Annotated in this window: 20 protein-coding genes and 2 pseudogenes; 6 read left to right on the top strand and 16 right to left on the bottom strand. The window is 36.8% G+C overall.

The window, feature by feature from the left end; genetic code table 11:
• Positions 1–149 precede the first annotated feature (149 nt).
• A complete protein-coding gene (locus tag C1A47_RS12575; protein ID WP_111895369.1) occupies positions 150–1094 on the bottom strand; it encodes a GlxA family transcriptional regulator in 945 nt (314 codons plus the stop codon).
• A 100-nt stretch (positions 1095–1194) separates the two neighbouring features.
• On the opposite strand from C1A47_RS12575, the gene C1A47_RS12570 reads away from it, so the two are divergent.
• A complete protein-coding gene (locus C1A47_RS12570) occupies positions 1195–1743 on the top strand; it encodes a cysteine hydrolase family protein (protein ID WP_111895368.1) in 549 nt (182 codons plus the stop codon).
• 309 nt (positions 1744–2052) lie between these two features.
• Here the strand turns inward: C1A47_RS12570 and C1A47_RS12565 are convergent, their stop codons facing one another.
• Complete coding sequence (locus tag C1A47_RS12565; RefSeq protein WP_111895367.1) at positions 2053–3474, bottom strand: APC family permease; 1422 nt, start codon at positions 3472–3474, stop codon at positions 2053–2055.
• Positions 3475–3698: 224 nt separating this feature from the next.
• On the opposite strand from C1A47_RS12565, the gene C1A47_RS12560 reads away from it, so the two are divergent.
• Positions 3699–4733: an AraC family transcriptional regulator gene (locus tag C1A47_RS12560; protein WP_162625945.1), complete on the top strand. Its 1035-nt coding sequence runs from the start codon at positions 3699–3701 to the stop codon at positions 4731–4733.
• 2 nt (positions 4734–4735) lie between these two features.
• Here the strand turns inward: C1A47_RS12560 and C1A47_RS12555 are convergent, their stop codons facing one another.
• The 6 genes and pseudogenes from C1A47_RS12555 to C1A47_RS12530 form a co-directional block, all read right to left on the bottom strand.
• Positions 4736–5410 carry a helix-turn-helix transcriptional regulator gene (locus C1A47_RS12555; RefSeq protein ID WP_162625944.1) on the bottom strand — a complete coding sequence of 225 codons (675 nt, stop codon included), beginning with the start codon at positions 5408–5410 and terminating at the stop codon, positions 4736–4738.
• A gap of 104 nt (positions 5411–5514) precedes the next feature.
• On the bottom strand, positions 5515–5961 hold the full coding sequence (locus C1A47_RS12550) for a hypothetical protein (protein ID WP_111895364.1): 447 nt from the start codon (positions 5959–5961) through the stop codon (positions 5515–5517).
• 24 nt (positions 5962–5985) lie between these two features.
• Entirely contained in the window at positions 5986–6612 is a 627-nt protein-coding gene (gene msuE, locus C1A47_RS12545) for an FMN reductase (protein WP_111895363.1), read from the bottom strand.
• Between the two features lie 62 nt (positions 6613–6674).
• The gene (locus C1A47_RS12540) at positions 6675–7079 is read right to left on the bottom strand and encodes a RidA family protein (RefSeq protein WP_111895362.1); all 405 of its coding nucleotides are present in this window, start codon (positions 7077–7079) and stop codon (positions 6675–6677) included.
• A gap of 2 nt (positions 7080–7081) precedes the next feature.
• Positions 7082–7966: a phytanoyl-CoA dioxygenase family protein gene (locus tag C1A47_RS12535; RefSeq protein WP_111895361.1), complete on the bottom strand. Its 885-nt coding sequence runs from the start codon at positions 7964–7966 to the stop codon at positions 7082–7084.
• A 288-nt stretch (positions 7967–8254) separates the two neighbouring features.
• Positions 8255–9427, bottom strand: a pseudogene (locus tag C1A47_RS12530) (IS3 family transposase).
• 61 nt (positions 9428–9488) lie between these two features.
• On the opposite strand from C1A47_RS12530, the pseudogene C1A47_RS12520 reads away from it, so the two are divergent.
• Positions 9489–9743: pseudogene (locus C1A47_RS12520) on the top strand (DDE-type integrase/transposase/recombinase); the annotation flags it as partial.
• A 74-nt stretch (positions 9744–9817) separates the two neighbouring features.
• Here C1A47_RS12520 and C1A47_RS12515 read toward each other — a convergent pair.
• A complete protein-coding gene (locus tag C1A47_RS12515; protein ID WP_111895360.1) occupies positions 9818–10759 on the bottom strand; it encodes a DMT family transporter in 942 nt (313 codons plus the stop codon).
• 258 nt (positions 10760–11017) lie between these two features.
• On the opposite strand from C1A47_RS12515, the gene C1A47_RS12510 reads away from it, so the two are divergent.
• Entirely contained in the window at positions 11018–11911 is an 894-nt protein-coding gene (locus C1A47_RS12510; protein ID WP_111895359.1) for a LysR substrate-binding domain-containing protein, read from the top strand.
• 196 nt (positions 11912–12107) lie between these two features.
• The gene (locus tag C1A47_RS12505) at positions 12108–13148 is read left to right on the top strand and encodes an IS481 family transposase (protein ID WP_111895358.1); all 1041 of its coding nucleotides are present in this window, start codon (positions 12108–12110) and stop codon (positions 13146–13148) included.
• Between the two features lie 106 nt (positions 13149–13254).
• Here the strand turns inward: C1A47_RS12505 and C1A47_RS12500 are convergent, their stop codons facing one another.
• Complete coding sequence (locus C1A47_RS12500) at positions 13255–14022, bottom strand: helix-turn-helix transcriptional regulator (protein ID WP_111895380.1); 768 nt, start codon at positions 14020–14022, stop codon at positions 13255–13257.
• Positions 14023–14161: 139 nt separating this feature from the next.
• Between C1A47_RS12500 and C1A47_RS12495 the strand changes: the two genes are divergently transcribed.
• A complete protein-coding gene (locus C1A47_RS12495) occupies positions 14162–15070 on the top strand; it encodes a DMT family transporter (protein WP_111895357.1) in 909 nt (302 codons plus the stop codon).
• Between the two features lie 43 nt (positions 15071–15113).
• Here the strand turns inward: C1A47_RS12495 and C1A47_RS12490 are convergent, their stop codons facing one another.
• From C1A47_RS12490 to C1A47_RS12465, 6 genes are all read right to left on the bottom strand, one after another.
• Positions 15114–15959, bottom strand: coding sequence for an HpcH/HpaI aldolase/citrate lyase family protein (locus C1A47_RS12490; RefSeq protein ID WP_111895356.1), 846 nt, complete (start codon positions 15957–15959; stop codon positions 15114–15116).
• A 42-nt stretch (positions 15960–16001) separates the two neighbouring features.
• The gene (locus tag C1A47_RS12485) at positions 16002–16838 is read right to left on the bottom strand and encodes a MaoC family dehydratase N-terminal domain-containing protein (protein WP_111895355.1); all 837 of its coding nucleotides are present in this window, start codon (positions 16836–16838) and stop codon (positions 16002–16004) included.
• 9 nt (positions 16839–16847) lie between these two features.
• Entirely contained in the window at positions 16848–17993 is a 1146-nt protein-coding gene (locus tag C1A47_RS12480) for a CaiB/BaiF CoA transferase family protein (RefSeq protein WP_111895354.1), read from the bottom strand.
• Positions 17994–18109: 116 nt separating this feature from the next.
• Complete coding sequence (locus C1A47_RS12475) at positions 18110–19003, bottom strand: LysR family transcriptional regulator (protein WP_111895353.1); 894 nt, start codon at positions 19001–19003, stop codon at positions 18110–18112.
• Between the two features lie 311 nt (positions 19004–19314).
• Positions 19315–20625 (bottom strand): MFS transporter, encoded by a 1311-nt coding sequence (locus C1A47_RS12470; RefSeq protein WP_111895352.1) that lies wholly within the window; start codon positions 20623–20625, stop codon positions 19315–19317.
• Between the two features lie 438 nt (positions 20626–21063).
• The gene (locus tag C1A47_RS12465; RefSeq protein WP_111895351.1) at positions 21064–21984 is read right to left on the bottom strand and encodes a LysR family transcriptional regulator; all 921 of its coding nucleotides are present in this window, start codon (positions 21982–21984) and stop codon (positions 21064–21066) included.
• Between the last annotated feature and the right edge of the window lie 65 nt (positions 21985–22049).

The following is a 22049-nucleotide window of genomic DNA, read 5'->3' as shown; positions in this document are numbered from 1 at the left end:
TATTGAATTCTCTTTTTGCAAAGATAGAGGCTTTCTTCATGGTTAATCAGAAAGTCATCCTTCTCTCATAAATGCTGAATCAGGATAGAGCTTCCCACGATGGCAAAGTCAAGAGATATATTGAAAATAGAATTTCGCCAATGGACTATCTAAAAACGTTTTCGGTATTCACTAGGAGATAACCCAATATTTTTAATAAATATTTTTCTAAATGATGAACTGTCTTTATATCCAACCTGCCAAGATATCGCATCAAAGCTTAAAGCTGTCGTTATTAGAAGATCTTGTGCTTTTTGAATTCTCAAATTTTGACAATATTCAATAATAGTTAAATTAGTCGCTTTTTTAAAACGTCTTAAAAGAGTCCGTTTCTCCAAATTTACATATTCTGCCAAGCAGTCTAAAGTGATCTTTTGTTCATAGTTTATTTGTAACCAATGTTGAATTTTTATGATAGAAATATCCCCATGGTCAAAGTTAGGTGAAAAAATTTTATAAAAAGACTGTTCGCGTGCTGGCGGATCGACTAATAATAATTTGCAAAAATCAATCATAAATGGTGCGCTATAGATTTTCTCAACTAATTTTAAACCTAAGTCCATCCAAGACATGATTCCAGCGGTAGTAATGAGATCTGTTTCTTCCACTATAATTTTATTACTGTCTAATATAATAGATGGGCATCGATCTCTCACCATCGTGTTATTTAACCAATGAGTCGTTACTGTCCGACCATCAAGTATGCCAGTTTCTAAAAGCGTAAAAATGCCTGAACATATTGAACACAAAATCGCCCCATTTTGATGCAAACATTTAAGCCATGACGTATATAATTTTGCATCCTGTTGAGAAATTGGAGAAGCAAAACTAGGAGGAATAACAATAAAATTTATATTGTTACTTTGAGTGTTATGTGTATCCCATATTTTTACAATTTCACCATTCCTGTACTGCCAATGTGAAACTCTTATCGAATCTATTTGTTTATTTTCCGAGTATTTACTTGCATATTTCAGTAAGTCTGTTAACCCCCATACGGATGCTAGATGGGCATCCGTGTACAAAACAATACCAACTTCAACAAGTTGTACCATGTGTCGTTATTCACCATAATTTTGTCATTTACGACTATTCATGTTTAGTTGTTACTTTGTCAAGATAAACTCGAAATATACTTAAACTGAGTTCTAAATTATGAGCAAACAAGCTGTGGTCGTTGTAGACTTACAAAATGAATATCTAGCAACAGGCAAACTTCCATTAGTTAATATTGAAGCCGCTGTAGATAATGCAACAAAAGTCATCGAATATGCGCGTCAGCATGCGATCCCTGTTATCCATATCCGCCATGAATTTCTTGATCCAGAAATTCCTTTTTTTGTGAAAAATACAGATGGTGTAGAAATTATTCAGACTGTTACCCCAGCCAATAATGAATATATAATCACTAAAAACTATCCAAATTCTTTTTTAAAAACTGATCTAGATTCGCATTTAAAAGAACAAGGTGTTGAGCAATTGACCATTATTGGTGCTATGAGCCATATGTGTATTGATGCGACTACACGCGCTGCATCAGATCTTGGTTATACATGTACTGTTGTTGAAGATGCATGTGCCACTATGAACCTCGAATTTAATGGTCAAGTCGTTGAAGCAGCTCAAGTACATGCAGCATTAATGGCTGCTCTAGCTTTTGCTTATGCGAAAATTGTGTCAATCACAGATTATATTCAGAGCTAGAATCTTGAAATGTCTCCCGTAATTTGTATACGGGACTGATCTTATAGAAAAACACAGAATGAGTTGAAGATAAAGAACCTTCGTTTTGCAGATTTTTGAAAGCAGAAAATGGTCATTCTCTTCAATATCAAATACATAATAATTCAACACTAAACCATATTGATAGTTTAGCTGTTAGATAAACTCATTTTGTGTGAAATCAATTTAAAATCTCACTTTCAGTTCACTCAAGTAGATCGTATTAATTTTAAGCATGCTGACATAAAAATAGGAGATAGCTGATTGCTATCTCCTATTTATTTACTTGGTTTAAGCTAATTCTTTCAGACGATCAAATTTCTGTGGTGATTTAATCTTCATGATATTTGCAATTAGCACCCCTAGACAGAAAGTACATACAAGGACAAGACCTACAACCTTCGCAACAATTGTTGAATCGCCGACTAAAGCTGGTAAGTTAATAATTGCCATTCCTAGACAGAACAATAGTCCCAAAAGCCCTAACATTGGTGCAATAAAAGTTTTCCATAAACTGCCTTCTTTATTTTTTAAGAAGAAGACAACAACTGATATGCAAGTTAAGGACAAAATAAACATATAACCTAACGTTCCTGCCATAGCACCCCAAGTATAAATATTTGCTACTGGATCCCATTGGAAAAAGATGAGAGTTCCAAGAATAACAAACGAACTGACCGATTGAGTTGCTGACGACATATAAGGTGAATTATGTTTTACATGAACTTTTGATAATCCAGAAGGAAGAACACCAAATTTACCCAATACATATTGGTATCGCACAACAACGTTATGAAGGGAAAGGATACAGGCAAATAAACTTGTGACTAATAACACTAAAATAATATCAGAGAAGAACTTACCCAAATATTGTTCAGCAACCAATAGATATGTATTTTCTCCATGCTGTGTTGTAAAAGCCATGATTTTGTCAGGCCCAACAATGGAGACGAGACACCAAGTTGAAAGGCAATAAAATAAGCCGACTAAAATTACAGCTAAATATGTAGCACGTGGAATCGTTTTTTGAGGATCTTTAGCTTCTTCTCTAAAGATTACGGTTGACTCAAATCCAATAAATCCAAAAATAGCAAACATAATTCCAAGTCCAATTGAACCGCTTGAAACCACATTCATAGAAAAAGCTGAAGATGCTAATCCTGTTACGCCATTTTTTTGGAAAAATAACAAATCGACAATGAGAACAACTGCAATCTCAGCAACAAGAGCGACTCCAAGAAATTTTGAACTTAATTCAATATGGCGATATCCCAAATATCCTACAATACTGATGACAAGTAATGACAATATCCACCAAGGTATTTCAATTCCCAAAAAGTTCTTTAATAAATCGCTAAAAGCCACGCCAATGTATGCTTCTAAAGCAATCAGGATAAAAAGATAAGAAACCCATGCTAAGCTGGCAGATCCCAAGCCCAATGATCGCCCTAGCCCTTTTTGAATAAATGCATAAAATGCCCCTGCATTATCAATATATTTTGACATTGCAACAAAACCTACTGAAAACAACAGCATAATTATTGTTGCAACCATAATATCAAAGACTACCCCTCCTCCATTACCTAGAGTAATAATGAGCGGTGTGACAGCAACCATTACTGTTAATGGTGCAGCTGTTGCAATTACCATAAAAACAATTGAGAGGATACCAAGTGAGCCAGAAAGGGACTCTTGCTTATTCAGATTATCCATAACAGTATACTCCAATCTAGGAATGCTTATGATCACTTAAGCATAAATATTAAAAAATCCTGTTTTAGGTAGGCGATTTTCAAGATCATCTACCTTATGCAATTTTATTATTTGTTTTTATGGCATAGAGTTCTTGAGAATTCAGCACTCATTTTTGTGTTATTGGGACAAATGGCATAAAAATTGCTTATAAATAATTAAAGGCAATTATGGTGGATATGGTTATGGTTAGATCACTAGCAACTATTGGCACCAACCCTCAAATTGGTGTTTACTCCTCTGTCACACTTAGCTTATTCAGAATTGTTGAGTCTTTAGGAATAGACCCGAAACTCTTGGAAACGTGCTTTCAAGATAAGGAAAATTTATCTAAACCCTACGCAAAAATATCTCTAAATGAATTCATTCGTGCTGTCGAAAAAACTGTTGAAATTACAGGCTATGATAACTTTCCAATTATGTATGGCTCTAAATGTGATATCGAGTCTCTAGGATTATTGGGTTATATCTTCATTAATTCTAAAAACTTAAAACATGCACTGGAATCAACCTGTAAGTATTTTTTGTTTTTTCAAGAATATACAACCCTAAAAGTTGAAAAGCATGGCGAGTATTATGTTGTCACTTATAAAGTTGATGATTCTTATCTAGAAAATCAGCGCTATGATGCAGAAATTACACTAGCAATTATCTGCAATTTGATTCGGAAAGCAACGAATAGTGACTGGCAACCCGCATTAATTGAATTTGAAAACTCTGAACCAGCTTTTATAGGTGATCATTTGGCATTTTTTAAGTGCACACTTAATTTTAATGCCCGAAAAAACAGCATATATATTCCTAAAAAGGATGTTGAAGCGAAAATTCTTGGTGCAGACCCACACTTATTTGAAATATTGACCTATACCTTAGAGAATATTGGCTACAAAAATAACCAAAATGAGAAGTTCATCGATTTTATTGTGATGCATATCAAATTGTGTATGGAAACTAAATTTCCTCATATTGAAGACATCGCTAAATTAACAGGCATCCCAACGTGGACTTTGAAAAGACGGCTTTCCTCTTACAACACGTCCTTTAGCGTGCTTTTAGAAAATACGCAAAAAGAACTTTCCCCACAATATTTACTTGAACCTGACTCATCTATTTCGGAAGTAGCATACAAACTAGGTTACTCAGATATCAGTAGTTTTTCCAAGGCCTTTCAAAGATGGTATGGCATGTCACCTAAACACTGGATAAGCCAGCAACCTTAAGATTATTTCGTTATATTGTTCAACAATATACTTAACTGTAATCGCCCTTCTACTTCTAACTTATCGAATATGCGATTGGCATTAATCTTTACAGTGCCTAAAGATATTTCCATGGCTTCAGCAATATCTTGGTTCGCATATCCCTTGGCGATTAATTCACAAACTTCCACTTCACGATTCGTAAGCTTAAGATCTCTAAGATAATCTTTTACAATATTATCTTTAATATCACCAAGATCAAAAATGCTATTACCGAGTATTTGATGAAGTGCCTGAATTGAATTTACATCTCTTTTTTTATCATCATTAGGATTCGTTACTGCAATACCCGCATAAGCATGATTATTTCTCCAAAAAACAATCTCTAAGATTTCATCAATCCCACACTCATTTGCAAAACGCTTATACACACTAACTTTCTGATTATCTCTGTTACAGGTATTCAATAAATTTATATTTTCATGAGATTTAAGAAAATATGCCACATTTAGCGGATCGTAATCTTGTAGTAAGTTATGATATTTATGAATAAATTCTTTAGAAACATTTATATTCGAATCAATAAATGCATCACTTTTATCCTCATTAATCCAATAAAACATTGCTCCTTGAGCATCCAAATAATTTTTGGCAAGAATTAATGAGTTCTCAATAATTAGGTTTTGATTACTAGCCATTTCAACTATATCCATGCAGATACATAATGCATTAGATACAAGATTCATGCCAATTTATAGTTGTTGTTAGGCATATTTCAAACTAATTATAATTTAAATAAATTTTAAACCGCTGCTTGAACCCCACATTGCCATTCGTGGTAATTGATTGATAAAGAAATTGCATCATGTAGTGCATTGTGGGGCAATTCTGACTCTATAAAGCCCCCAATTGCAGGAAGCTTCCACAACTCGATTGTTAGCGGTGGGACAGGCATATGATAACCAGGCTTAACAATGAGCATATTAAGTAGCAATGAAATGTCTTCTGGCCAATCCGCGATAATATGGATTTCATCATAATTTTTAAGAAATATTGCCAGTCTCTTTTGAAATTCATCTAAGGTGATTGGCTCTTTATTTAATCGTGGCATCACATACTGTTTTACCCATAAGACAGGGCTTCTACAATGCAGTACTTCGTAAAAAGCTTTTCCCACTTCATCAACAAGAGCCAAGGAGATTAATGGTCCACCAAATCCATTAAACTCACAATCTAAAAATAATTTCACTTAGAACCTTTTTATTTCTGATGATTAAAGGATAGAAGCACAACTCGATGGAACTACTGTTCTCTGAATATTATTTGTGCTTATTTCTGCTAGGGGTTGCGATAGATTTTGTAAAATTGGAAGTGCACGGGATACAGCTAATGAAATTCGATTCAACAGTTCCATACTGTTGATTTCATAATCACTGTTAAAATCTTTATCCGTTGCATAAATGCCTAGCGGTAAGGTGTATGTCTGAAAAAAACTAAATAGCGGTCTGAGTTGATGTTCAATCACTAATGCATGTTTTTCACTTCCACCAGTCGCAGCTAAAAAAACAGGTACATTAACCAGAGAATATTGTTCAACAAAATCGAAGAAATGTTTAAATAATCCCGAAAATGATGCTCTGTAGACTGGCGTCCCGATGATCAATGCATCGGCATTTTCAATCGCCTGTAAACTAGCTTCTACTTGCTCAGGCAATTCATTTCTATACATGGCTTGCCCTACAAAACGACCTATTTCGCTGAATTTAACAATCTGTAAGTCGACAGCGACATGCTTTGAAATTTCTTCTGCAATCGTAGTGACTAGCTTTTCAGTTTTAGACATTGCTCCTAAGCCACCAGACACTACAACGATTTTTAAGATTTGATTTTTCTTAAACATAATACTTCCCTAAAAGGTGGTTACCTGAATGGGTCCTATCAGATAACCATAATTTAAATGTATTACTCTTTTACAGCCGTAATCGTTATTTCAATCATCTGTTCGGGATGAATTAACTTACTAATCTGAACTAAAGTGCATACTGGCTTATGTTGTCCCAGATATTTTTTTAGAATATCTCCTGACTGATTGGCAAAAGTATCAATATCCGTCGTGTAAATCGTCCAGGTTGCAATATTGGAAAACGCCAACCCAACCGATTCCAGACACTTTTGAGCAGTCATCAGAATAAATTCCAGTTGTTCTTCAATGCTCTGCCCCATAACCAAGGTATTTTCTAAACTACCTTTTAACGGAGCAATTCCAGAGAAATAAACCGTGTTACCAACTTCAGCAATCTGACTAAATGATAGTGAGTCAAAGACATCTTGCTCAAAATAGTCTATTTGAGGGGTAAAACATTTCATTTTTATCCCCCTAACTCTTCTGCATAGTTCTTCGTCACATCATTGCCATTATCAGTGACAACATTAAATCCTGCTGAACGACGTTCTTTCTTCCCACGGAATACATCTAAAGGATCTTCAAAATCACGAACATAACCCATGGCAAAACATGCACATTGATAGCCCATCAATTTCAACATCTCATCATCCAACGTCTGTGCGATCTCTGGAGGTGTCGCCAAATACTGATTTTCTTCTTGTCTTAACCAGCCCGCACAGTAGTTAATATTAATTGCTTGACGGATTTTATCTGTGGTGTTTGTACCTGCCCCATGATAAATCTTGCCTGTATAGATCATCACAGAACCTTTAGGCATTTCAGCAACAAGTGTTTGCTCTTCTGTAAATTTTTGACGAGCGCCTGCATACATGCTGTTTGGAACAACGCGAGTAGCGCCATTTTCTTCTGTATATTCAGTCATTGCCCACAAGGTATTGCATTGAGTTTCAAAATCATCTGGAAAGTCAAAGAAATCCCAAGCCAACTGATCTTGATGTAGAATTTGTGATGGTGCACCAGGGTTTACAGTAATAATTTGGGTTAATTGCAACTGCATGGTTGATGATTTAGAAAGATGTTTTTTTGCTGAATCTAATACCAGTGGATGTCGAATTAACTCACGAGCTGTTTCAGAGCGTGCAACCAATGCACCTGTACGTTGTGTTAAATTGCCTAAAAATTTGTCTTCGCCATAAGGACTTGTCGTAATAAATTCAGACATCTCTTCTGCAATACGGTCCATGACTTCTGCAGCGACTAGGTTTTCAACAATACAGTGACCATGTTCTTTTAGAGCTTTTGCAACTTCTTCACTTGTTGCCGTATTAGGTAAACGAATGAGTTCCATGAACTTCTCCTTAATAAAGTCAAAATATCTAAGATGTTCTAACTTTAAAAAAACCAGCTTAGAGCCTCATCTAACTTAAGTTATATAAAATTGATCAAAATCATAATTTTTTATTTTTGAGTTCAAGCAAGACTTAAAACTTTTTTCATCACTGTCACCTGAAATGTCGAGATATTTGCCTAACTTGACGAACTGTATTTGATCATAAATCCATTCAAGCAGAAAAAAGCCCCATACGAAGATGAGGCTAAGTGGACTGCTCCCAGTATCCTAGACATGAGACATGTCTCATTTTGAAGCTGCCTCAAAGGCTTCTGGACTCATCCCATCGAGATGCGAATGACGCCTGATTCGATTGTAAAACATCTCGATATAATCAAACACATCTGCACGGGCCATTTCTCGAGTTTTATAGATTCTCTTTTTAATTCTTTCCTTCTTTAAGCTGCTAAAAAAGGATTCTGCAACAGCATTGTCCCATGAGTAGCGATTAAAGCTACGCAAGACCGCGACGACTCATACTGGGAATCAAGTTATGCTTCTGACAGAATTTATGCCAGTCTCCGCTGCTGTATTGTGAGCCTTGGTCTGAATGTATGATCACGGGCTCATTGGGTCTGCGTCGCCATACTGCCATAAGAAGTGCATCCAAAACGATATCCTTAGCAAGCGTAGGTTTCATTGACCAACCGATGACTTTTCTTGAATATAAATCGAGAACCACAGCCAGATATAACCAGCCTTGCCAAGTGCGGATGTAGGTAATATCAGTCACCTGAGAAACATCGTTTCGGAACGTATCAGGTGTGTTTACAACAAATTCTCGATTTAAATGGTTAGGTGGCACAATCTGATGACAACCGTGCCCATAGCTTTTATGCTTCTTATACCCTCGAACAGCAGCAATGCCATTGTTCTTCATGATCTTCAGCACACGATTGGGGCCACAGCTTTCACCCAGCTCTTTAAGATCCAGCGTGATGCGACGATAACCGTAGATGCCATAACTGGCATCATAAGAAGAGCGGATCAGTTGTAATAACCGTTTGTCTTCAATTGTTCTGCCTGATTCGGGTTCATGTAGCCAGGCATAATAGCCAGCACGAGCAATCTTAAGAACCCGACACATCGTTTTAATCTTAAATTGATGGCTGTATTCAAGGATGAATTGATACTTTACTCGGGCAGGCTTGCAAAGTACCTTGCGGCCTTTTTTAAGATATCCCGCTCTTCTTCAGTTTGCTTAAGCTGACTTTTAAGACGAAGGATCTCTTTCTTCGCCTCGAGCAGTTCATGTTCATCAGGGTTGTTGCGTAAAGGCTGTACGGCCTTTAGCCATTTATAAATGCTGTGCTGTGATACACCTAAACGTTCTGCCACATCAGTGACAGAATATCCACGTTCAGTAATCAATTTAACAGCTTCATCTTTAAATTCTGGGGTATAACGTTGTCCACTCATAATGTTCTCTCCTATGCAAAAAGAATAGACGATATTTGTCTAGGAGAGTGGTGGCAGTCCAAAACGGGAAGGAAAATGTCCACCTGATCTTGAGCACAAGCAGATTAAATACAAAAATAACGTGATCGAATGTGATCATGGCAAGTTAAAGCGAATCATCAAGGCCACGCTAGGCTTCAAATCGATGAAGACGGCTTATGCCATAATCAAAGGTATTGAAGTGATGCGTGCACTCCGTAAAGAACAGGCTTCATCATTTTATTATGGTCAACCTCAGGGTGAAGTGTATCTAGTGAATAGGGTTTTCGGTCTCTAAGTACCTTTGTAAAGGGAAAATCATCAGCTCAGATCTCTATTTGCAACAGTGCCCATCCTTCTACTTTAAGCAGGCTAAGTGAATGGCTTATCAAGCTTACTTCCTGATTCGCTCTTGCTATTAGAAATCTTCATTGAATCCAAGCTAAGATTTTTGGGTAACTGAATCAAAATTACACCAACTAAAATTAGAGCTAATGCCAGTAATTCAATTATACCTATGCTTTCTCCAACTATTGCTCCAATAGTGACAGCTATAATCGGTGCAATATAAGTTGCCCCAGCTGATTTTACAGGACCAAGTTTTTGAATAATATAGTAATAAATAAAAAATGCACCACCTGTTCCCAACATCCCTAGGCCAATGATTACCCCCCATAAAGTATATGTATTCGATGTAATAGCTGTAATGTTATGAAAATCAGTGAATATCAATAAGGAGAGAGTCGCTATCCCTGATTGCCATGTTGCTAATGCTAATGGGGGCAAATTTAATGGTGAAAGATAGTATCGTGCATAGACAAAAGAACATCCAAGACTGAATGTTCCAACAATCATCCAGAACACTCCCAGTAATGGAACTTCTTGTGAACTTTCCCATGGACGAGCACTTAAAACTATACCAAGAAACCCAAGAATAATACCAAATGTCATACGTTTTGATGGGCGCTCATTACGAAGAAATATTAGAGAAGTCAGGAAAGTAAAAATTGGAATAGAACCACTTAGTAGCCCTGCAATACTTGTAGGGAGCAAAGCTGTCCCAGCAACAAAACCATAATAATAGAGTGTTGTGGCTAATACAGACATAACTGCAAAATGAGGGAGATAACGTAATTGTCGAAGGCTAATAACCTTTGTATAACAAGCTATTAGAAGCAATGGTAGAAAGCCAAATAAAATACGTAAGAAGACCGTTTGTGATGGAGAAATAAGAGCTGTTGCCCATTTCATATAGATAAAGTTCGTTCCCCAAATTGCACCCAGCAGAATAAGTGCAGCGTAAGCACGGAGCATATTATTTATATCCTATACATTAGATCGGGAAAAATTACATTGACTATTCTTTAAATTGCCTGAGTGTCGATCTCGTTAAGATCCTTTAGCATGGTAAATACCTAAGGTTAGTCAAATGTTTTGAGTTAATAACGCATTTTTTAAAAATGCATAAAAACTACATTCACTGGTCGAAAGTATGACAATTAATTGAATACCTTGCACATGATTAATAAACACACTAGAGTGTAGAAAAACTACTGCTTTATTTGTGGCACTATGATCTCACGTCGAAAACTTCCATCATTAAATTCTTTACGTGCATTTGAAACCGCAGGTCGGAGGTTAAGCTTTCGTGCTGCTGCTGATGAATTAGGTGTCACTCAAGGTGCCATTGCTCAACAAGTGCGTGCTCTTGAAGAACAATTGGGTATTCCATTATTCCAACGTCTTGCACGTGGGTTGGCGCTAACCCCCTCAGGGATGGCTTATCTTATCAATGTAACTCGTGCATTTGACCTTCTTACAGAAGCAACGGAATCGCTTTTAGTTCAGCCGAATATCGTAACTATTAGTGTTACACCTACTGTTGCATCCAAACTGCTGATTCCACGTTTAGGTGAGTTACATGCAATGTTTCCTGATATTAAATTGAATACTTTAGCAACTGAAGCACTGTCAGACCTTAATCGGGATGCAGTAGATATTGCTGTAAGACTCACTAATACATCCTTTCCAAAGGCTTTAGAAGCACAATTATTATTTCATCAAGAACTGATTGTTGTAGCACACCCTCATCTTGTAAAGGACTTCCATCTTCCTTTAACTACTCAACAATTATTGTCATTGCCACTCTTACAGGATGCCCATAACAACTGGCCAAAGTTCTTAAACTCTAATAGTCAGCTCTTTGGACCTGTTTTTAATCAAACCACGCTGGCACTAGATGCCGCGCTTGCAGGACAGGGTGTTGCTTTAGTATGCAAAGCTTTTGTTGAAGATGACCTTAATAATGGTCGATTAGTTCAAATCATGACAGAGACGGTCTTTTTAGAGTCGAGTTATTATCTTGTACGTAAGCGTTCTTTATCACCAAAAGAGTCTGTAGATATAATGTGGAATTGGTGCCTAGAAAAGTTAAAGCATTCACAGTCTATGGTGTTATCAAAATAAGTCCGTAGAACCAATAAGATAGATAGTTGAAAATGAATAGTTGACTAAACACTATGAGAAAAAGAAAAGTAATAGTTCTTAGGGCGTGTCCTCATTTGTATTAGTTCAGATCTGATCAGACATTGATCTTGAAAAAGAGAAAGTTACCCATTTTGATAAAGGTGTCGAATCTTAATCAAACAAAGGTAACTTTCTTATGTTGCATACTAACAATCAAATCATCAAACACAAAGTAGGCTTACTCAACTTAGCTGAAGAACTTCAGAATGTATCTAGAGCTTGTAAAGTCATGGGAGTCTCTAGAGATACCTTTTACCGTTATCAGGAACTCGTCGAATCAGGTGATGTAGATTCACTCATCAATAAATCCCGACGGGTACCGAATCTAAAAAATCGCGTGGATGATGCTACAGAACAAGCTGTGATTGATTTCGCAATCCAATTCCCAGCTTATGGTCAACACCGTACCAGTAATGAATTACGTAAAAATGGTGTATTTATTTCAGGTAGTGGGGTTCGATCTATTTGGCTTCGCCACGATTTAGAGAACTTTAAAAAGCGACTGAAAGCCTTAGAAGCCAAGGTGGCTAAAGATGGAATTGAGTTAAATGATCATCAAATTGCTGCGCTTGAGCGCAAACATGAAGATGATATTGCTTGTGGCGAAATAGAAACACACCATCCAGGATATCTTGGAGCACAAGATACATTTTACGTTGGCAATCTCAAAGGTGTTGGTCGAATCTATCAGCAAACGTTCATCGATACCTACAGCAAAGTCGTGCATTGTAAGCTTTACACTACAAAGACACCGATTACAGCAGCAGATCTATTAAATGATCGCGTACTGTCATTTTATCAGTCGCAGGATCTACCAATGCTGCGTATTCTGACAGACAGAGGCACTGAATATTGCGGTAAGGTTGAACAACATGATTATGAGCTGTATTTAGCCATTAATGATATTGATCACACGAAAACTAAAGCAGCATCCCCGCAAACGAATGGGATCTGTGAGCGTTTCCATAAGACGATCTTGCAGGAATTTTATCAAATAACCTTTAGGAAGAAGCTGTATAGCACATTAGAGGAATTACAAGCTGATCTAGACGTTTGGCTGAAATTCTATAATACTGAACGAACTCATCAGGGAAAAATGTGCTGTGGTCGCACACCACTAGAAACCCTACTTGATGGGAAGCGAATTTGGGCTGAGAAGAATTTAGCTCAAATTTAACCTGACAGGCACACTAAAAAATGGGGAACTGTCAGATCGGGTTTGAGCTAGTACACACAAAATTATTTACAGGCTCTAGTACAACTTAAATTTACGGGAGATTCCATTAATATTCATTATAAAAGATTAAAAAAACATCATTAGTTCCTTCTGGCTTTAAAGTGCTATAAGCATATCTTTTTAGTTCCCCTTTGAAATTCATAATTGCTTTTTTTCCTTGTCTTGTTTTTCTAACTTCATGTTCTTCCCACATATTCGAAAATTCTACGCTACGACTTTTTAAATCAGTTATTACATTCTCAAATTTTTCTTTTTCCTTGCTTAAAGCATAATAAGATCGAAATGAAGCAATCGTATTACGTGCAGCCTCTTGCCAATCAGGTATACGACTTTTATATTCCTCATTAATAAACATAAGCTTCAGAGAGTTTCTATCATTTTCTGGAATTTTAGACCAATCAAAAATTTTATTTACCGTAGATTTGTTCCAGTAGACTATATCCATATTTTCTCGTCGAATGAATGCGGGGTGAGGATTTAACGCATCTACCATCGCAACAAGATCATGACTTAAATCTTTACTTGGCACTTGAACTCGTTGAGTTTTGAATAAAATGGCCTCAAAGTATTCTTGTTCATCGGCCGTCAACTTTAAAACCTGACCAATACGTTTGATTGCCTCATTTGATATGCTGATGTCACGACCTTGCTCAAGCCACGTATACCAACTTACACTGATTGCCGCCAACTGAGCGACTTCTTCTCGTCTTAAACCTTTTACTCTTCGGTGTAATGTGTTAAAACCATATTCTTCTGGATTAATCTTTGCTCTATGCTTTAACAAGAAATTTTTAACATCTTGATTCTGATCCATTCTTAATCCTTCCAAACTATGACTTCTAGTCATAGGATAAACTACCATATTTTCTGAATAATCAATTTCATATCTAATACCCATAACAGAAAAAACATTTGGATTTCTCCAAATTGTCTGAATTGGAATATATGAAATTATGAGCCAAACTACCCAAAAAAAAATATTCTTTATTCTAGCACCATGGATCTTTGTATTCCTATGGAGTACAGGATTTGTGGGTGCTAAGTTTACCGTTCAATATAGCGAACCTTTCCATCTCCTATTTTTAAGAGGGGCTTTCTCTTGTGTTGCTTTTTTCATATTAGCCATGTTTTTGAAAGTAAAGTTTCCTTCGGGACATGGAATAGTCAAACAGTTAATCGTTGGATTGTTCTTGCATACTTTCTTTTTGGGCGGATGCTTCTTCGCTATGAAAAAAGGGATTCCTTCAGGTGTTGTTGCATTAATCACGGGACTACAACCCGTTGTAACAGCAATTATTGTTTCAACCTTTCAACACACACATCTTAGCCGTACAAAATGGCTAGGCATATTCATTGGCTTTTTGGGTGTTTTCTTTGTGTTATCGCCTGGTGGAAAAAGTTTTGATATGAATTTGACTGGACTATTCGCGGCATTTGTAGGTTTAGCAGGTGTTACTATTGGTTCCCTCTATCAAAAGAATGCGAGTGGTGATGGACATATCATTGGTGCAACATTCTTCCAATACGTTACATTGACCGTAGTGATGGGGATTCTAAGTTTCTTTTTTGAAAGCTCTCCAGTTCACTGGAACTTATCTTTTGTACTCGGCTTAACATGGTTAGTTTTGGGTGTATCTGTAACGGCTGTTCTGCTATTGATCTACATGATTCAAAATGGTGAAGCAACTAAAGTAGCAACATACTTCTACTTAGTTCCAGTGTTGACAGCTATAGAAGCATGGGCTCTATTTGATGAAGCAATTTCAATGGCAATGCTTACAGGAATGACACTTTCTATCATTGGTTTACTTCTTGTGATCCGTAAAGAGCGAAATCTTGAATCCATAGAAAAAACAACATAATTAAAAAACCGCCATGTTCAATACATGGCGGTTTTTTAATTTTCTATTCTAACAAATAACTAAATCTATCAATCAATTGCTCTGCTCTCCGAGCAACAGGAAGATCAACCATTTTCCCATCAACTGCAATCGCTCCTTTAGATTCATATTGGGCTGCTGAAAACGCCACTATTATACGTTTCGCCTGCTCAAGCTCCTCGTTTGAAGGGGTAAATGCTTCATTCAATATAGAAATTTGCGCTGGGTGTATTGCGAAACCACCAAAAAAACCAAGTGGAGCAGATCGTTCCACAGTAACTTTGAATCGATCTATCTCTCGGAATTCTGCAATACTTCCTATATAACCAATACAGCCAATACCTGCAGCCTTACAAGCAATATTTACTTGCATACTCGGAACATAAAGGCTATCCCAACATGGTTGCATCTGCATTTCAAAAGATAAATCTTCACTACCTATACTCAATGCGACTAGATTTTTATGTGATTGAGCAATCGAATGTGCATTCAATACGCCTATCGGACTTTCAATCAAACCAATAATACGAACATCAAATTCTTTCATTTGATCTACTACATATTGAATTTGATTAGGACTCTCTACTTTAGGTAGAATCAGATAATCTGGTACGCAGGTGCGTAATACATCAAGATCCTCATCCAGTAGTTCTTTCGGTCCATTGACTCGCACTGCAATCAATTTATTTTGAGCTTTCAATAATTCAGCATGATGGATCAGTTGACTACGTGCATTGGGCTTATCTGCTGCTAAGACAGCATCCTCAAAATCAATTACGATAGCATCAGCAGCACAATTACTTGCTTTTTTGACTAAATCACTCTTGTTACCAGGCACATATAACCAAGATCTAGGTAGCAATTCATTCATCGTTTAGACTCTCATCCATTAAATAAGTAGTAGCAATTTCCGTTAGGAAAAGATGGCTTTTGCCTTCATAGCTAAAGCACCATCATGACGTCGAGCCCATAAATGCATGACATTACCTTCCCTAATACCTTCAATTTTGAAATCATGATTTGCAGTAATCGGTGCCAATCCTTTAAATGAAAATTCAATAGGTTGGCGTCCAAACATTCTAGTCGCTAAATCTACGAGTAAGGTTGCTGTTAATGGTCCATGAAAAACTAGCCCTTCATAACCTTCAACATCTCTTGCATAGTCCACATCATAATGTATGCGATGCCCATTAAAAGTTAGTGCTGAATAACGATAAAGTAGTACTTGGTTTGGTGAGATCGTCTCAGAAAACTCTGCATTTTCAGGAGCTAATAAAGGTTCAGGCTGTTTCACATTTGGTTGAGGATCTTCTCGATAAACAATATCTTGCTCCTCAGTAAGAGCCAGTACATCATTAACATAGAATTCGTGGAGTACCGTTACAAAACATAGCTCCCCTGTGCGACCATGTTTATAAGAAATATCTTTGATTGATGAAACTTTTCTTACTTCACTTCCTAAGGGAATTGGTGCAAAAAAGGAAAAACGTCCCCCTGCCCACATGCGACGCGGTAGACTTACAGGAGGTAGAAACCCTCCTTTTTTAGGATGACCATCACGACCAAGTTGACTTGCTGGTTTTGCTTCTAAAAAATAAATCCAATGCCAGAGTGCAGGAAGTTTATCCCCTGCTTCTAGACTAGGATCTTGATCTAAAGTTGCTTGCATAAAGTGCGCAGGTTGCAAGCGCAGCGTATCTTCAAAAATTTCTTTGCGTCCAAGCCAATCCATAACATTTAGTGTATTCATACTTATTCCTTAAGCCTCTAACTCACATTTAAACTCATGTTTAATTTTTTGGGTATGTGCACCAAGCTTAGGAGCTTGTTGCTCATTCACAGCAGTATTTTCATCTTCCAACCAACGAATCGGTAATCGCGGAATGCTAACTTCATCTCCAGATTCATTCCGAACACTGCGACGAACCAATGCGGGATGTTTTGCTAAATCCTCAACACTATTCACTGCTCCAAAAGCTATATCTGCTGTTGCTAAACGTTGTTTCAAAACATCTTGTGTCAAAACCTGAGTTATTGAAGTGATAAGCTGTTCTAATGCTTCTCGATTTTGAACTCGAAGGTTATTCGATGAGAATCGATGATCAATAGCAATATTTGAATCACCTAAAACAATTTCACAAAATCGTGCCCATTCACGTTCATTTTGCACTGAGACTAAAGTTAAAGCATAATCAGAACTAGGGAAAGCACCGTATGGCGCCATACTTGGATGTTTTAAACCAACACGTTTAGGTGCGCCCTGCCCATACTCTTGATGAATCAGTGGCACACTCATCCAATCTGCGGCCACATCAAATAATGAAATTGCCAACGCTGAACCTTGCCCTGTTCTTGAACGTCTAATAAGAGCTTCAAGTACTGCCGCATGGGCTGTCATACCGGCACCAATATCACAAATTGATACACCGATACGTCCCATTTCATTTTCTCCACCACTGATACCTGTGAGTCCCGATTCCGCTTGAATCAGGAAATCATAGGCTTTAAGGTGCTTTACTGTTTCACTCTCACCATAACCTGAAATATCGACGGTAATCAGTTTTGGATAGTCTTTACGTAAGCGCTCTGATCCAAATCCTGCTCGATCCATCGCGCCTGGTACTAGATTTTGGATAAAAACATCTGCTTGTGAAATAAGGTTTTCCAGTACAGCTGCATCGTCAGACTCTCTAAAATTGAGAACGATAGATTCTTTTCCTTGGTTAGTCCAAGTAAAATATGAGCTTGAACCCTTTGCAGCTTGGTCATAACCTCGAGCAAAATCTCCTTCTTTACGCTCAATTTTAATTACTCTCGCACCTGCATCAGCTAATCGTGATGTACATAAAGGTGCTGCCAAAGCTTGTTCAATAGCAACAACCAATAACCCTTCTAATGGTTTCATATCCTTATCCTCAAATGTTCTAAAGAGTAATCTCTTACCTTTTGGAAAGACTCATTATGTAAAAAAGAGGATTGGAAAATAAATTGATTATTTTTTTATGAAATGAAAAAAAAAACTTAACAGCAAGGCTTGCTAATACTCAAAGAAGTGATCCAGTCTACAAAATTAGACACTCGACCCCATCGCTCTTTATAAGGTGGGATGCTTAAATAATAGTGAGGTAAAGGAGGAATACTTTCTTTATTGATTTCAAATGGAATACACAATTTTTCTGATGTAATCATGTCTTGTGCATTTATTAAATTGCCTAATGCTACTCCAAGACCTAACTCAGCCGCATCAAAAGCTTGCAGTGAATATCCAACAGATAAATAACGTTGTTGATTTACCCAAGAATAATGAGCCAGAAGTGATCTCCAAGAATTAAGCCTCCGCTCCGTTTCTATCAGAGTCAAGCCTTTTAATTGCTCTATCGCAGATAACTTATGTTGTTTAACAAATGTGGGGCTAGCCAGAGCAACAATTTGATCATCAAAAAGTTGCTGTGTTGAAAAGTGAGTAACCTCTTCAAAACGATATTCTATTGCAACATCAATACCTTGTTCTTCAGAGTCTAATGTCATACGGTCAACTAATCTGACATCATATTCTGGGAATAGCTCAAAAAAATGAGGTAATCGTGGCAATAACCATTTACTAGTTAGTGTTGGTGGGGCTGAAATGGTTAGCGTCTCTCGAGTATTATTTTTACTTGCTACCAGTGTTGCACGGCTAATTGCTTGTAATGTAGGACGAATTTCCGTCAAATAGTTACAAGCAGCCTCTGTTAGAAGTAATGCACGCCCCTTTCTTATAAATAATGATTGTCCCAAGTACTCTTCTAATTTAACAATTTGATGACTAATCGCTGGAGGTGTTACACATAACTCATCTGCTGCTCGACGCACACTTCCTAAACGGGCAACAGCTTCAAAAACCCTTAGTGCATTTAGAGGAGGTAATCGATACATAAAATTTCTACTTAGGTTTTAAAAGGAAAATTTCCCAGCTAATCTATAGAAAATTGATTTTCCAATTCAATAATCTTTTGACAGCATTTAATATCTTTCACTATTCAAATTGCGTCTTTGAATATCCACATTCAGTGAACAACATCATATTATCTCATTAATAGAAATACTTGTTCATCAATTAAATTTATCAAAAGTCTTCTGTGGTTATTGTATATTTAATTATTTAAAATAAATTTCTAGTTCACCCAAATAATTTTCAATTTTATGCCAAATCATTACTTCAGTAATGATTTGGCATATTTATTATCTTAGTCTTCCAGAATACGACTGTGTTTCTTTTGATCCTTCATCCGGATAAAATAGATTAAGCAAATTGCACATAATACACTCACATATATAAAGTAAAAGTTTTCATGTCCAATGTTCTTGAACTGTAATGCTGCTAATTCAGAAGTTCCACCAAAAATAGTATTTGCTATAGCATAAGGTAAGGCAACGCCTAATGCTCTAATATGCGAAGGGAAAAGCTCAGACTTAATTACAGCGCTTGTTGATGTATAGCCAGAAAGGAATATCATTCCAAATAAAATTAGTAATCCTGCAACAATTGGACTTGTAGTGTGAGCCATAGTTGAAAATATTGGATAAGTAAATAGAACCCCACCTGCTCCAAAGAAAATCATTACTGCCTTACGTCCAACCTTATCTGAAATTGCTCCCATTACAGGCTGTATACACATAAAAATAAAGATAGTTGTAGCAGATACAATTGTGGCTACTTCTTTTGAAAATCCAGTTGTATTCACCATAAATTTTTGCATATATGACGTATAAGCATAGAACGACATTGTTCCACCAGCAGTTAAAAACAGAACTCCAAAGGCTTCTTTAGGATGATGTTTAAACAAAGCAAAAGCACTTGACTTCACTTCTTGAGTAGCATTTTTAAAAGACTGTGTTTCAACCATTCCACGTCGAATAATAAATACTGATAAAGCTAAAATTGAACCTACAAAAAATGGAATTCTCCATCCCCACTCATACAATTGAGATTCTGTAAGAACATGTTGCAATAAAATTAACATAGCTAAGGCAAGCAACTGACCAGCCATAATCGTCATATACTGGAAACTAGAGAAGAATCCTCGACGATTTTTACCTGCCATTTCACTTAGATACGTTGCGCTTGCACCATATTCACCACCGACACTCAAGCCCTGAATAAGACGAGCAACAATTAAGATAATAGGTGCCAATATACCTACCTGTTGATGGGTTGGTGCTATCGCTATCAGCATGGAACCTATACACATCAAAGTAACAGAAAGTGTCAATCCAGCTTTGCGACCTTTTCGATCTGCAAACACTCCCATCATCCACGCACCAATTGGTCTCATTAAGAAACCAACAGCAAATACAGCTGCTGCCTGTAATAATTCAGCAGTTTGATTACCTGCTGGGAAAAATGATTTAGCAAAATACAATGTAAACATACTGTAGGCAAACCAATCATACCATTCAACTAGATTGCCAGCTGAACCACCTAAAATTGACTTAATACGTGTCTTTTGATCTAAATTTGCATTGAGTCTTTTACCAATATTTTGATCCATACTCATTGGGCTTCTCCTTAGCCAATCCTATTTTTGCCATTCCTAACAAAACAAGCCATTATTGGCTCGCTCTACAGCAACGACCAATAACTCTTCTAATAGTTCATGTCCTATTCCTCAAACACGCTAAAAAGTAATCTCTACCTTTTTGGTGAGACTCATTATGTAAAGAAGATGATTGAAAAATAAATTGATTATTTTTTTGCAAAATGAAAAGAAAAACTTAACAGAAGAACTTGTCATGAAGACTAAGGAAAGAATAAAACTTTTGGCTTTCTTAAAATAATTTGATAAAAGTTCAGCCCCTGTTTTGTTTCTATCAGAGCCAAACTTATTAATTTCTTGATCGAAGATCAATTATGCTGTTTTACAAATGCAAGGCTGACTAGTACAAAAATTTTCTGTATTGAGAGGTAATAATCAAATTAGGAGTCAGTATTATATTTATCCCATTAGTAAAGGTACTTGATCTACAAATGAATTTATTAAAAGCCTTGTGCGATAAGGAAGATATTTTGTTTTTGGCCAAATTATATGAATATCAATAGGTTGAACTTGATCACTATCCATGACAAGTTTCAAACTTCCTGATTCAATATAGGGGGCTGCTAGCCAGTTTGGTAGCCATGCTAATCCTCCTCCCGCAACTGCTGAATCCGCAATCACCTGTAAATCATCATATATTTCTCTGCTTGGAAGTATGACATCAGTAAAGATTCCTTTATTATCTCTAACTGTCCATGGTTGGATATGGGACATCCTTCCATATAGAATTCCACGATGCTGTTGTAGGTCATTAATCGATGTAGGGGTACCAAACTGATTTAAATATTTCGGTGCGGCAAAAATAGACATTCTTTGTACTGCAATTTTCTTAGCAATCAAAGTTGTAGAATCAGCAACAGCACCTATTCTGATAGCCATATCAAAACCCTCTCTAAGAATATCTACAACTCGATCTGAAAACTCAGCTTCAATTTGGATCTTAGAATGTATATTTGTAAGATCTCTCACAATTGGGGCAACACATCTCCGTCCAAATAATACAGGGCAACTTATTCTAATAATTCCTTCTGGACCTAATTGCCCGTCTCGTAGTTCTGATTCCAAAGCATTGAGATTATCTAACATCATGCAGCAATGCTCATAGTAAAGTCCGCCTTCATGCGTAAGGGACTGCTGCCTTGTTGTTCTCTGAAATAAGCGAATTCCGAGTCGTTGTTCAAGCTTTGAAATCGATTTAGTTATTGCAGACCGAGTAAGGTTCATTCGGAATGCAGCTTTCGAAAAACCTCCAGCTTCGACGACAGTAATAAATGTCACTATGCCTGAAAATCGATCTTCCCACGGGTTACGAACGCCCATATTTTCATTCCCATATACACTTCATTGTTTCCTAAAAGTATCCAATGTAAGTATTTTTATTCAAC

Source organism: Acinetobacter sp. MB5 (assembly GCF_003261585.1).
Lineage (GTDB): Bacteria > Pseudomonadota > Gammaproteobacteria > Pseudomonadales > Moraxellaceae > Acinetobacter.
This window is presented reverse-complemented; position numbering and strand designations above follow the sequence as displayed.

Excerpts from the sequence above, each read along its gene's own strand:
- C1A47_RS12575 (WP_111895369.1), bottom strand. The coding sequence starts at position 1,094 with ATGGTACAACTTGTTGAAGTTGGTATTGTTTTGTACACGGATGCCCAT.
- C1A47_RS12570 (WP_111895368.1), top strand. The coding sequence starts at position 1,195 with ATGAGCAAACAAGCTGTGGTCGTTGTAGACTTACAAAATGAATATCTA.
- C1A47_RS12565 (WP_111895367.1), bottom strand. The coding sequence starts at position 3,474 with ATGGATAATCTGAATAAGCAAGAGTCCCTTTCTGGCTCACTTGGTATC.
- C1A47_RS12560 (WP_162625945.1), top strand. The coding sequence starts at position 3,699 with ATGGTTAGATCACTAGCAACTATTGGCACCAACCCTCAAATTGGTGTT.
- C1A47_RS12555 (WP_162625944.1), bottom strand. The coding sequence starts at position 5,410 with ATGGCTAGTAATCAAAACCTAATTATTGAGAACTCATTAATTCTTGCC.
- msuE (WP_111895363.1), bottom strand. The coding sequence starts at position 6,612 with ATGTTTAAGAAAAATCAAATCTTAAAAATCGTTGTAGTGTCTGGTGGC.
- C1A47_RS12540 (WP_111895362.1), bottom strand. The coding sequence starts at position 7,079 with ATGAAATGTTTTACCCCTCAAATAGACTATTTTGAGCAAGATGTCTTT.
- C1A47_RS12535 (WP_111895361.1), bottom strand. The coding sequence starts at position 7,966 with ATGGAACTCATTCGTTTACCTAATACGGCAACAAGTGAAGAAGTTGCA.
- C1A47_RS12515 (WP_111895360.1), bottom strand. The coding sequence starts at position 10,759 with ATGCTCCGTGCTTACGCTGCACTTATTCTGCTGGGTGCAATTTGGGGA.
- C1A47_RS12510 (WP_111895359.1), top strand. The coding sequence starts at position 11,018 with ATGATCTCACGTCGAAAACTTCCATCATTAAATTCTTTACGTGCATTT.
- C1A47_RS12505 (WP_111895358.1), top strand. The coding sequence starts at position 12,108 with ATGTTGCATACTAACAATCAAATCATCAAACACAAAGTAGGCTTACTC.
- C1A47_RS12500 (WP_111895380.1), bottom strand. The coding sequence starts at position 14,022 with ATGGATCAGAATCAAGATGTTAAAAATTTCTTGTTAAAGCATAGAGCA.
- C1A47_RS12495 (WP_111895357.1), top strand. The coding sequence starts at position 14,162 with ATGAGCCAAACTACCCAAAAAAAAATATTCTTTATTCTAGCACCATGG.
- C1A47_RS12490 (WP_111895356.1), bottom strand. The coding sequence starts at position 15,959 with ATGAATGAATTGCTACCTAGATCTTGGTTATATGTGCCTGGTAACAAG.
- C1A47_RS12485 (WP_111895355.1), bottom strand. The coding sequence starts at position 16,838 with ATGAATACACTAAATGTTATGGATTGGCTTGGACGCAAAGAAATTTTT.
- C1A47_RS12480 (WP_111895354.1), bottom strand. The coding sequence starts at position 17,993 with ATGAAACCATTAGAAGGGTTATTGGTTGTTGCTATTGAACAAGCTTTG.
- C1A47_RS12475 (WP_111895353.1), bottom strand. The coding sequence starts at position 19,003 with ATGTATCGATTACCTCCTCTAAATGCACTAAGGGTTTTTGAAGCTGTT.
- C1A47_RS12470 (WP_111895352.1), bottom strand. The coding sequence starts at position 20,625 with ATGAGTATGGATCAAAATATTGGTAAAAGACTCAATGCAAATTTAGAT.
- C1A47_RS12465 (WP_111895351.1), bottom strand. The coding sequence starts at position 21,984 with ATGGGCGTTCGTAACCCGTGGGAAGATCGATTTTCAGGCATAGTGACA.